The sequence below is a fragment of the Caballeronia sp. LZ029 genome (assembly GCF_031451275.1).
Taxonomy (GTDB): domain Bacteria; phylum Pseudomonadota; class Gammaproteobacteria; order Burkholderiales; family Burkholderiaceae; genus Caballeronia; species Caballeronia jiangsuensis.
Genome location: NZ_JARUXO010000002.1, coordinates 370230 through 381289, shown reverse-complemented (window position 1 = coordinate 381289; position 11060 = coordinate 370230). Strand labels below are relative to the sequence as shown.

Below are 11060 nucleotides of genomic sequence, written 5' to 3'. Positions count from 1 at the left end.
CGTTCAGGCGTGATGCAGCTTGCGCTTGGGCTGATGCGTTCGTTGCCGCGTTTCCCAACCTTCCGCGAGCCCCACATCCGCGTGCGAAGGTTCGAGCATGGGACCGCCTTTCACCAGATCGGCGGCGCGTTCGGCCAGCATGATCGTGGGCGCGTTCAGGTTGCCGTTCGGCTCGGTCGGAAAAACGGACGAGTCGATCACGCGCAGCCCGTCCATTCCCCGCACCCGCAGTTCCGAATCCACCACGGCCATCGCGTCTTCGCCCATGCGGCATGATCCGCAAGGATGCATCGTGCTTTCCAGGTTCGCGCGGACAAAGGCGTCGATCTCGTCGTCTGTCTGGACGCCGGGGCCGGGCGCAAGCTCGACATCGCGGAACGGGTCCATCGCCGGTTGCGTGATGATCTCGCGCGTGAGGCGCACGCATCGCCGGAATCCTTCGCGATCCTCCTCGCGTTCGAGATAGTTGAAGCGGATCTCGGGATGCGCATAGGGATCGGCTTCGTTCAGTCGCACATAACCCCGGCTCTTCGGCTTGTTGGGGCCGGTGAGCACCATGAAGCCGTGTCCCTTGAGCGGCTTGTCGCCGTCATAGCGCATGGCGGCGGGCAGAAAGTGGAACTGGATGTCCGGCCAGCGCAGGCCCGCTTCCGAGCGGATGAAGCCGCCGGCTTCGAAGTGATTGCTGGCCCCGAGGCCATCCTTGAACAGCAGCCAGCGCAGCCCGATCATGAACTTGCTGAACGGGTCCATCCGGCTGTTGAGCGTGACCGGCTGCTTGCATGCGTACTGGATATAAATCTCGGCGTGATCCTGCAGGTTCTCTCCGACGCCCGGCAGATCGTGCCGGACCTCCACGCCCGCGCGCCGCAGCACCTCCGCCGGCCCGATGCCCGAGCGCTGAAGCAGGTGAGGCGAACCGATCGGCCCCGACGAAATCAGCACTTCGGCGCGGCAGCGCGCGGTATGCGTCACGCCGCCCTGATCGTAGACGACGCCCACCGCGCGCTTGCCTTCGATCAGCACGCGGCGTGTCATCGCGTGGGTCACGACATGCAGGTTGGGCCGCGTCATCGCCGGGCGCAGATAGGCATTCGCGGTGGACCAGCGCACGCCGTCCTTGACCGTCATGTGCATCGCGCCGAAGCCTTCCTGCATGTAGCCGTTGCAATCGTCGGTCTTGATGTAGCCCGCTTGCGCGCCCGCCTCGACCCATGCGCCGTACAGCGGATTGCGCATGTTGTTGCCGTTGTTCGTCGACAATGGCCCGCTCTCGCCACGATACTGATCGCCGCCGAACTTGTAGCTCTCGGCGCGCCGGAAATACGGCAGGCAGTTCGCGTATCCCCAGCCTCGCGCACCGAGCGATTCCCATTCGTCGAAATCGTACGCATGGCCGCGAATATAGACGAGACCATTGATCGACGACGACCCGCCCAGCACCTTGCCGCGCGGACAATGCAACTGGCGTCCTTCGAGATGGGGTTCCGGCGCGGTCTGATACTTCCAGTTGTACTTCTTCGTGTTCATCGGCATCGAAAACGCGCTCGGCATCTGAATGATGATGCTGCGATCGCTGCCGCCATACTCCAGCACCAGCACGCGCACATTCGGGTTTTCGGTGAGGCGGTTGGCCAGCACGCATCCGGCCGAACCCGCCCCGACGATGATGTAATCGTATTGATCGGTTGACATGTTTTTTCCTTGAGTGACGGCTCGGCCTAGAAGCGCTTGTCGCCGGTCGTGTACTGGGGCTGTGTGCTTTCGATGTGCGCGATGACCGCCTCTTCCTTTCTCATGTCGAGCGAGCGCGCGAGCAGGAAGTACGCGATTGCCGACACGAAGAGGCCGACCAGCCATGCCAGATCGACACTGCCGATCGCTCGTGCAAGCGGACCGACATAGACTTCGTCCTGGCCATCGAAGATGCAGAAGAAGGGGATCATCGCCGCGAAGCCGATGACATACGAGATCAGTCCACGCGCGCCCCACGCGCCGTACACGCTGCCGTGCGGCATGAAGAAATGCGGGATCGCATAGCGGCCCTTGCGGACGAAGAAATAGTCGGTGAGGTTGACCGCCGTCCACGGCACGAGGAAGTACAGCATCACGACGAGATAGATGTTCAGCACCGACAATCCCTTGCCCGACGTGTAGATGCTCAACGCCACGCCCAGTTGCAGGCACACGACGAACAGCACCGCGACGATGCGCGTTCTGGCCGTCGGCCGGATCTTCCTGAACGAATCCACGCCGGTGATGGCCGTGAGCTTCGCGCTGTAGATGTTCATCGCGATGACGGGCAGGAACGCGAGTATCGTGACGGCGACGACAACGCTGCCGAGCCCCGGTGCGAGATCGCTGCCGACCTGATTCAGCGCGACGAGCACATCGCTCGCGTGCAGATGATCGGCGAGCCAGCCACCGACGGCGATCATCCACGCACCCGACAGCGACGCGCCCACGAAAACCGCCGCGATCAGCTTGCCGCCCGGCGTGTTCTTCGGCAGATAGCGCGAGTAGTCGGACACATAGGGCGCATAGGCGATGTTGTAGCTTGCGGCCGCCGCGAACTGGGCGATGAAGCCTGTCCAGTTGAAGCCGAGCGGCGCCGGAGGCGTCGCGCCCGCCGCCGCTGCCGGCAGCGGGATGTCATGGACCCAGTGCATCAGCACCGCGACGGTGACGAGCCCATACAGCGGAAGCGACAGATACAGCGCCCATTTGAAGCTGCGATGCATCCAGTCGTGGCCGAGCACGGCGAGAATCGAAGCCGGCACGGTGACCGCGAGCGCTATCCTGAACGGGTCCCAGCCGAACAGTGTCTTCAGGCCTTGCATCATCAACACGAGATTGACGATGTTGAAGCCCGCAAAGACGAACAGCGTCGCGAAGAGCACGAGAATCACGCCGCGATAGCCGAACTGCGCGCGCGACTGGATCATCTGCGGCAAGCCGAGATGCGGGCCTTGCGAGCCATGAAACGCCATGAACAGCGTGCCGAACATGATGCCCAGCGTGCCGGCGATCGTCGTCCACCACGACGTGAGGCCGACGCTCGGCCCGACGAAGCCGATCGTCATCGTGAAGAAAGTGAAGTTGCCGAGGAACCAGAAAGGACCCTGTCGCGAGAGCCGGTCGGTTCGCTCGTGCTCGGGAATGAAGTCGATCGAATGACCTTCGATCGCGCCGTGCTCGCTCGCCGCCGAGCTCGTGCTCGCCGCGCTTTCGTATGATTTCATCGCGTACCTCGATCAGTAAGCTGATGCCGTAAGAGGGGAGAGACGCTCAGTGCAACGTGATCCAGACGGCCTTCGTCTCCGTCAGATGGTCGAGCTGCTCCATCCCGAGGTCTTTGCCGAAGCCCGATTCCTTGAATCCTCCGAACGGCATCGACGGGTCGATCGTGCTGTGCGCGTTCACGTAGACGCTGCCCGCGCGCAGCCGCGGCACAAGGTTGTGAATGCGGTTCACGTCGTTCGAATAGATGGCTGCGGCGAGACCATACGGCGAGTCGTTCGCGAGCTGCACGGCATCGTCGATATCATCGAAGGGCGATGTCACCAGCACGGGCCCGAAGATCTCTTCGCGAACGATCTTCATCGAGTTGCGGCAATGCGCGAAGATCGCGGGCTCGACGAAGTACCCGGCTTCATCGCGCCTGCGTCCGCCGTAGACGAGCTCGGCTCCTTCGCGGCGTCCCGTGTCGATATACGCGCTCACGCGTTCCTTCTGCAGCGCCGATACGAGCGGACCGATGAAGCAATCGGGATCGAGGCCGGGCGCGATCTTCAACGTGCGCGTGTAGTCGACGAGCGCGGCGAGAAAGCGCTCGTGGATCTTGCGCTGGACATATACGCGCGTGCCCGCATCGCAGACCTGGCCCGAGTTGAAGAACATGCCGTTGGCGACGGCGCGCGCGGCGGCGTCGACGTCCGCATCGTCGAGCACGAGCACCGGCGACTTGCCGCCGAGCTCCAGCGTTACGCGGCGGATATCGCTCACGGCTGCCTGTCCGACGTTGCGCCCGACGTCCGTCGAGCCGGTGAACGTGAGCTTGTCGATGCCAGGATGACGCGCGAGCGCCGCGCCGATCACGTTGCCGCGCCCCGTCACGACGTTGACGACGCCCGCCGGAATGCCGGCTTCCTGCACGAGCTCCGCGAAGCGCAGCGTCGACAGCGAAGTGAGCTCGGCCGGCTTGATGACCGCCGTGCAGCCCACGGCGAGAGCGGCCGCGAGCTTCCACGCCATCGTCTGGAGCGGGAAATTCCACGGCACGATGATGCCGACCACGCCGACCGGCTCCTTGCGCGTATAGGCGACATAGTCACCCGGCAGCGACGGCTCGACGGTGCGCCCATGCAGCTTCGAGGCCCAGCCGGCGAAGTAGCGGAACGTATCGATGGTGCCCTGCACGTCGACGTCGCGGGCCTGCGCGGCGGACTTGCCCATGTCGATCGATTCGATTTCCGCGAGCTCGGTCGCGTTGGCTTCGATCAGATCGGCGAGCCGATGCAGCAGGCGCTCCCGTTCCAGCGGCTTGAGCTTGCGCCACGGACCGCCGTCGAACTGCTTGCGCGCCGCCTGAACCGCGCGATCGAGATCCCCGACGGTTGCGAGCGGAATCTGCGTGATGCAACCCGTGGTCGAAGGTTCGATGACATCGAGCGTCTCTCCTGCGCCGCCCGGCACCCACTCGCCACCGATGAACATCGTCTGCGGCTTGTTCAAAAAGCGCGTGGTGGCTTCCTGAACGCCGAAACGCTCCAGATAATTGCGGACAATGGTATCCAACGTCGTCTCCTGTTTTTCCGGGACTTCGTGATGTCGAGTCCCGTGAATGTCGATGTGAACCGTGCGCCTGCGCGCCTTCAACGATTCGCTTTGCTGCGCTCGTGAAAGATGAAGCCGATCGAGTTCATCAGCAGTTGAGCGGCGAGAATCGGCGTGACACCGGCGGGGTCGTAGGCGGGCGCGACTTCCACGAGGTCCATTCCTACGATGTTTCCGCGGCTGCGCCGGGCGAGCGCCTGGATGATCTCGAGCACCTCGTAGTACAGGAAACCGCCGTGGCTCGGCGTGCCTGTGCCGGGCGCGATGGACGGATCGAAGCCGTCGATGTCGATGGTTATATAGTAGGCCGCGCCTTCGGGAACCCGCGCGAGCACGCCTTCCGTGCCGAGCTTGCGCACGTCGCGCACCGACAGGATCTCCGAGCCGGCACGGCGCGCCGCGTCATAGTCGTCGCGGTTCGACGACGACACGTTGCGAATGCCGAGCTGCGTCATGCCGACGATATGCGCCATCTCGGAGGCGCGCCGCAGCGGATTGCCGTGCCCGTAGCGCACGCCGTGCCGCTCGTCGACGAAGTCCAGATGCGCATCGAAGTGGATGATGTGAATCGGCCCCTTGCCTTCGAACGCCTTGATGACCGGTGCGTGGATCGAGTGGTCGCCGCCCAGCGTGACGGGCATCGCGCCGCACGCCAGAATCTTGCGCACGGCGAGCTCGATGTTCGCGTTGCTGCTCGCCATGTCGGTGTGCACGATATCGGCGTCGCCGACGTCGACCATGCGCACCTGATCGCGGCTCAGATACAGCACATCGTCTTCGTGATCGTAGGCGCCGGCGTGACCGAACGAAAACAGCGTCGACGCCTCGCGGATGCTGCGCGGCCCGAAGCGTGCGCCGGAGCGCCATTGCGTGCCCATGTCGTTCGGCGCACCGAGGATCGCCACATCGGCGTCGATGCGGTTCCAGTCGAGGCACACCGGCGATTTCGCGAAAGTGCAATGACCGACGAACGGCAGATTGAGCCGTCCGGATTCGTAGCTGTTTTCGTGCATCTTCATCTCCTGTTCTGTCAAGATGGGCCGCAGGTTGAGCCTGCGCGTTGTTTTGAGAGACTATGAACAGGAATAGCGGGCACGAGAATCATGACTATCGGATGTTCATATCGGAATTTCCGAAGCAACGACGCGTGGAGGCGCGAACCCGATGACCCAGTTGCAGGACGTAGATCTCAAGCTGTTGCGGGTTTTCATGGCCGTGGTGCGATGCGGCGGCTTTTCTGCGGCGCAGGCGAGCCTGAATGTCAGCCAGTCGACGATCAGCGAGCAAATGACGACGCTCGAAACCCGTCTCGGCCTGAAGTTATGCGAGCGGGGCCGGGGCGGTTTCCGTTTGACCGAGCACGGCATCGCGACCTACGAAGCGGCGCAGCGGCTGCAAATTGCGGTGGAAGCGTTTTGCATGGATACGGATGCGCTGAAGAAGCACATCTCGGGACGGCTGTATCTCGGGACCATCGACAACACGGTTTCGGACAAGACATCGCCGCTGCCGTATGTGCTGCAGAAGTTCGTCTCGCGCGGGCACGATGTGCATGTGGATGTCTATGTCGGCTCGCCTGCCGAACTCGAAGAACGCGTGCTGGACGGACGGCTGCATGTAGCCATCGGCCACTTTCCGATTCACGTGCCGGGCCTGAGCTACGCCGAGCTTTATGCGGAACCGGATGGCCTCTATTGCGGGAAGGGGAATCCGCTTTATGCGCGCGCGTTCGATGCGGACGTATCGTCCGAAACGATCGCGGAGAGCCGGATCGTCGCGCGCGGCTATTTCCAGCAGCATGATCTGCGCATGTTGAGCGCGAGCAAGGCAGCGGCGACTGTCGACAATGTCGAGGCGCAGGCCATTCTGATTCTGTCGGGGGCGTACGTGGGGTTCCTGCCCAATCACTACGCGGCACGCTGGGTCGAGACTGGCGACATGCGCCGGATCAGCGCAGAGCGGCTGGGCGGACAGTGGCCGTTCTGCGCGATTACGCGGCGGGGTGTTTCCATGCCCTCCATTCTGAAGGCGTTCATGGCCGATCTGCAGGGTTGTCAGGAGGCGTTGAGATCGGCTTCGCCCGGCACCCTATAGCCACGGGAAATCAATCAATCCAGTGCCACGGCACCCGCCTCCACTCGCGCTCGCGACGGTGCCGTTTCCTTCAACCCGAGCGCCACGACAAACCCGATCGCAAGCGCAGCCAGTCCGAGATGCATGATGTACTGAATGCCGAAGTGCTTTGCGATGTAACCCGCAATCGCCGGGGCGAATCCGCCACCGAACACTTCGCCGATGCCGACCACGAGCCCCGAAGCTGTCGACATCAGCTTCGCCGGCACCGATTCCGCGCTCAACGGTCCCACGGTCAGCGTGATCATGCTGAAGACGAACAGAAGCGTGAGCGTGAGATAGGTGAACAGCAAGCTCGGATTCGCACCGGTCCGCATGAGGAGAAACAGGAAGACGGCCGCGCCGATCACCGAGAAGATCATGACCGGCTTTCTGCCGAGCTTGTCGGAAAGTGCCGGCATCACGAGCGTGCCGAGCGTGCCGCCGAAACCGATCGCGGATAGCACGTAACCCATCTGCTGCATGCTCAGGTGCAGGTAGTCGATCAGGTAACTGGGAAAGAGTGCGCTGAGCACGACGAGACACGTCAGCCAGCACAACATGCCGACGATGTTCAACGCTATGTTGCGGTAGCGAAAGACATCGGTCCATCTGTGGGTGAGGGCATCATGCGTCGCCGTGTGCTGTGCAGCAACCGAAGCCTTCGTATTGCGCAGCACCCTGAACATCAGATAAGCCACCAGCAAGCCCGGAATCGATACCACCGCGAATATCCAGTGCCACGGCAGCACTTTCAGCAACTGCGTGACGAGGATCGGCGCGATGCCCAGACCGAATAGCGGCAGCGCCATCTGCTGAATGCCGATGTTGCGGCCGTGACGCGTCGGCTTCGATGCATCGAGTGTCGCGATGATGCTCGCAGGCGTATAGGCGCCTTCGGCAAAGCCCATCACGGCGCGAATCAGGATCAGCGAGCCGACGCCCGTTGCAAGACCGCTCAACCCCGCCAGCAACGAAAACACGATGATCGCCGGAATGATGACCTTGCGATGGCCCACGCGATCGGAGAGATTGCCCATGAACATCGCCGAGATGCCCCACGCGACGGCGAGCGCGCCGGTGATGTGCCCGAGGTCCTGATAGTCGAGATGCAGATCCGTCATCATGACGGGAAAGAGCGGCATGATCATGAACCGGTCGATGCCGACGAGTCCGAAGCCCAGCGACAGCAAGGCCACGGCTTTCCACTCGTAGGCGATATCCCACCCTGAAACCCTGTTGTGTTCCATGTTTGCGATCTCCAGATCGTAGAGCGATGTCGTCGCACGCGACGAGCGATTGATGTCAGAAAGAAGTCTGCAGGCCGAGGCGGCCGATGACCTGATGCGTGGTGCTCGATTGACCCGCACCGTTGATCCAGGCGTTGTGTCCGCCTTCGACATCGCCGCCGGTCCACTGAACGACCGCTTCGGCGTACAACGTGGTGCGCTTGGAAAGAAGATACTGAGCGACGCTCGTGACTTGCTGCGCCCTGTTGTGGCTCAACTGCGCGTTGCCCTTCATGTACTGATAGTTCGCGCCGAAGCGGATATCCGGCATGAACGTGTACAAGGCGCCGGCCTGAACCGCCTGCACGACGCCGCCTGTCAGCGTATTGCGCGTGTTGGTATAGAGCGCGTTGAGATACACGTCGCCGATCGTCTGACTGAGCCCGCCTCCGAAATTGCGGATGCCGTCGTGGCCGTCGTTCAGCGCCGCGTACCGGGTCTCGTTGTACGCGGCCGCGATACCGAAGTTGCCGATCGCGTAGTTCACGCCGAAGCCGATCGTATTGTTCGCGGAAAACGAGCCGGGCGTGTTGCCGAAGCCGTACAGCGCGCCGAACCTCAGGCCTGCGAAGGTGGCCGAGACGATCTTGACCGAGTTCGACACGCGCGACGTTCCGCCGGTCTGATCGAAGTCGAACGAGCCGGTCGGATTCTGGGGAATGCCGAGCGCGGCGAACGGCCCCTGACGCATGTTGTAGAGGCCGCCATACGTGAAGGCGCCGTCCAGTTTCGCAGGCGGAAAGAAGAGGAAGTCGGCCATCAGGTTGTATTGCTGGCCGAACGTGATGCGCCCGACGCCGTCCTTCGACAGACCCACGAAAGCCTGCCGGTTGAAGTCGGCGCCCGGTCCCGGAATCCCCGCGCCGCTGTTCACCGAGAACTGCGAGGCAAGCTCGAAGAGGGTCTTGTAGCCGCCGCCGAGATCCTCGATGCCACGAACGCCCCAGATGCTCGGCGTCCAGATCGAGTCGTCGGCCTTGAAGTTATGGCTGCCGTTTTCGTTGCTCACATAGCTCACGCCGACGTCGAGAATACCGAACATCGTCACGCTGCTTTGCGCTCTGGCTTGCGGAGCGAGCGCGCATGTAACAAGCAGCGCGCATAGTGTCTTCCTCATGTTCTTTTCCTTTTTGTTTTGAGTCAGAGGACGACCGCTTCCGTGCGCTGGTCGACCGAAAGGCGCGACATGAGATCGCTCAACAACATCGGCAGTTCTTCGAGCGTCTTCACGCCGCCGAAGATGTAGTAGTCGGGCCGCACGATGATGGCTTCGACGCCGTGCTCATCGAAGAACTGTCTGTACTTGCCGCTGACGTCGATGAGCACGCGATCCTTGACGGCATTGTCCGCGTCGCTCGTGATGCCGATCGAACGCCCGCCGATGGCAGCGAGAGCGGCCTTGCCTTGCGCGTCGAGATAGCGGTTCGGGTGCGCGTCGAGCGCGATGACGTGAAAGCCGTTGGGCATCGCGTCGTCGTAACGGGATGCTTCGCCCACGTTCATGACCTGGCCGTGAACGCTCAGCAGTCCGGCCACGCTTTCGCAAGCGAACGCCGGGTCCTTGCAGATCAGGCCATCGGTGAGGCCGGGGAAGGGCGGCAGCGCAGGCACGTCGCCGGCGAGATACGCCGCGTCGCGTCGAGCCGCTTCTTCTTTGTCGGAGATGCAGACGACCTGTCCCATCGCGATGGATGCATCGATCACCGCACGCACCTGCGGACGGCGCTCGGGCGTGTAGTCCTCCAGCACGCGGTCCGATGCGATGCCCTTCAGGATCAGGTCGAAGCGCCAGGCGAGATTCCATGCGTCGCGAATGCCCGAGCACATGCCCTGTCCCATGAACGGCGGCATCTGATGCGCAGCATCGCCCGCGAGCACGACGCGCCCGTCATGCCAGTTTCGTGCGATCAGCGAGCGGAACTTGTAGACGGCATGGCGCACGAGCGTCGCGTTCTCCGGTGTGACCCAGGGCGACAGCAGTTCCCACACCTTCTCCGGCTTTTGCAGCTCTTCGATCGATTCGTGCGGCAGACGCATGAACTCCCAGCGACGCAAGCCCGGGCCGCCCGGCACCATCGTCGTCGGGCGCTCCGGATTGCACCACTGGCCGATATCGGGCACGTCGAGCTTCACGCCGTCGTTCGGCTTGAGATCGATCACGAGCCAGTCTTCCTGGAAGCCGAGATCATCGAACTCGATGTGCTGCGACTTGCGCACGAAGCTGTTCGCGCCGTCCGCGCCGACGACATAGCGTGCGCGCACCGTCTGCGTCTCGCCGGTCGGCTCCCACGTCGCGCCGTTCATTACGCCGCGACGCAAAGTCAGTTCGCAGCAGTCGGACAACTGGCGCAAACCGGTTGCTTCCCAGCCCTGTTGCACGGAGACGTTCGGAAGCGACTTCGCCTTTCCGTCGAGCAGCGCTTCGAGCGACGGCTGATTGAAGAGATAGCCCACCGGTCCATCGCTGATCGATTCAGCCGACCAGTCGATCTCGACGAGCGTCTTCCAGTCCGCGTTGAACCACTGATACTTCGACGACGGTTGCGAGATGCGTTCGACGTCTTCTCCGATGTCCATCGCATGGAAAACACGACGAATCTCGTGGTCGTGAAATACGGCGCGCGGAAGCGGATACAGCGAAGGCCAGCGATCGAAGACCGCGACGTTATAGCCGCGTTCTCCGAGCAATATCGAAAGAGATTGCCCGACGGGTCCGTATCCGACGATAGCGATGTCGAGAATGGTTTGATCTGTCATTTCGGTTCACCTGCTGAAAATAGAGCGAGTTGTGCCCTGGCGCCGGATGAACCGGCTGCCATCGGA

8 protein-coding genes are annotated in these 11060 nt (G+C 62.6%); 1 reads left to right on the top strand and 7 read right to left on the bottom strand.

What is annotated here, in order from left to right; translation table 11 throughout:
* Positions 1-3: 3 nt before the first annotated feature.
* From betA to speB, 4 genes are all read right to left on the bottom strand, one after another.
* The gene (gene betA / locus QCE73_RS16710; RefSeq protein WP_309882430.1) at positions 4-1695 is read right to left on the bottom strand and encodes a choline dehydrogenase; all 1692 of its coding nucleotides are present in this window, start codon (positions 1693-1695) and stop codon (positions 4-6) included.
* Between the two features lie 26 nt (positions 1696-1721).
* A complete protein-coding gene (locus QCE73_RS16705; RefSeq protein WP_309882428.1) occupies positions 1722-3242 on the bottom strand; it encodes a cytosine permease in 1521 nt (506 codons plus the stop codon).
* A gap of 46 nt (positions 3243-3288) precedes the next feature.
* Positions 3289-4797: an aldehyde dehydrogenase family protein gene (locus QCE73_RS16700; RefSeq protein ID WP_309882427.1), complete on the bottom strand. Its 1509-nt coding sequence runs from the start codon at positions 4795-4797 to the stop codon at positions 3289-3291.
* A gap of 77 nt (positions 4798-4874) precedes the next feature.
* Complete coding sequence (gene speB / locus QCE73_RS16695) at positions 4875-5849, bottom strand: agmatinase (RefSeq protein ID WP_035499150.1); 975 nt, start codon at positions 5847-5849, stop codon at positions 4875-4877.
* Between the two features lie 151 nt (positions 5850-6000).
* On the opposite strand from speB, the gene QCE73_RS16690 reads away from it, so the two are divergent.
* Positions 6001-6930 (top strand): LysR family transcriptional regulator, encoded by a 930-nt coding sequence (locus QCE73_RS16690; protein ID WP_309882426.1) that lies wholly within the window; start codon positions 6001-6003, stop codon positions 6928-6930.
* 14 nt (positions 6931-6944) lie between these two features.
* Here QCE73_RS16690 and QCE73_RS16685 read toward each other — a convergent pair whose 3' ends face one another.
* The 3 genes from QCE73_RS16685 to QCE73_RS16675 are packed head-to-tail and all read right to left on the bottom strand — an operon-like array spanning position 6945 to position 10994.
* A complete protein-coding gene (locus tag QCE73_RS16685; protein WP_309882424.1) occupies positions 6945-8198 on the bottom strand; it encodes an MFS transporter in 1254 nt (417 codons plus the stop codon).
* Between the two features lie 55 nt (positions 8199-8253).
* Positions 8254-9354, bottom strand: coding sequence for a porin (locus tag QCE73_RS16680; protein WP_309882423.1), 1101 nt, complete (start codon positions 9352-9354; stop codon positions 8254-8256).
* Positions 9355-9377: 23 nt separating this feature from the next.
* On the bottom strand, positions 9378-10994 hold the full coding sequence (locus tag QCE73_RS16675) for a bifunctional 3-(3-hydroxy-phenyl)propionate/3-hydroxycinnamic acid hydroxylase (RefSeq protein WP_309882421.1): 1617 nt from the start codon (positions 10992-10994) through the stop codon (positions 9378-9380).
* Between the last annotated feature and the right edge of the window lie 66 nt (positions 10995-11060).

What these genes read in the sequence shown, in the direction of transcription:
- betA (WP_309882430.1), bottom strand. Translation starts at nt 1,695, where the DNA reads ATGTCAACCGATCAATACGATTACATCATCGTCGGGGCGGGTTCGGCC.
- QCE73_RS16705 (WP_309882428.1), bottom strand. Translation starts at nt 3,242, where the DNA reads ATGAAATCATACGAAAGCGCGGCGAGCACGAGCTCGGCGGCGAGCGAG.
- QCE73_RS16690 (WP_309882426.1), top strand. Translation starts at nt 6,001, where the DNA reads ATGACCCAGTTGCAGGACGTAGATCTCAAGCTGTTGCGGGTTTTCATG.
- speB (WP_035499150.1), bottom strand. Translation starts at nt 5,849, where the DNA reads ATGCACGAAAACAGCTACGAATCCGGACGGCTCAATCTGCCGTTCGTC.
- QCE73_RS16685 (WP_309882424.1), bottom strand. Translation starts at nt 8,198, where the DNA reads ATGGAACACAACAGGGTTTCAGGGTGGGATATCGCCTACGAGTGGAAA.
- QCE73_RS16680 (WP_309882423.1), bottom strand. Translation starts at nt 9,354, where the DNA reads ATGAGGAAGACACTATGCGCGCTGCTTGTTACATGCGCGCTCGCTCCG.
- QCE73_RS16675 (WP_309882421.1), bottom strand. Translation starts at nt 10,994, where the DNA reads ATGACAGATCAAACCATTCTCGACATCGCTATCGTCGGATACGGACCC.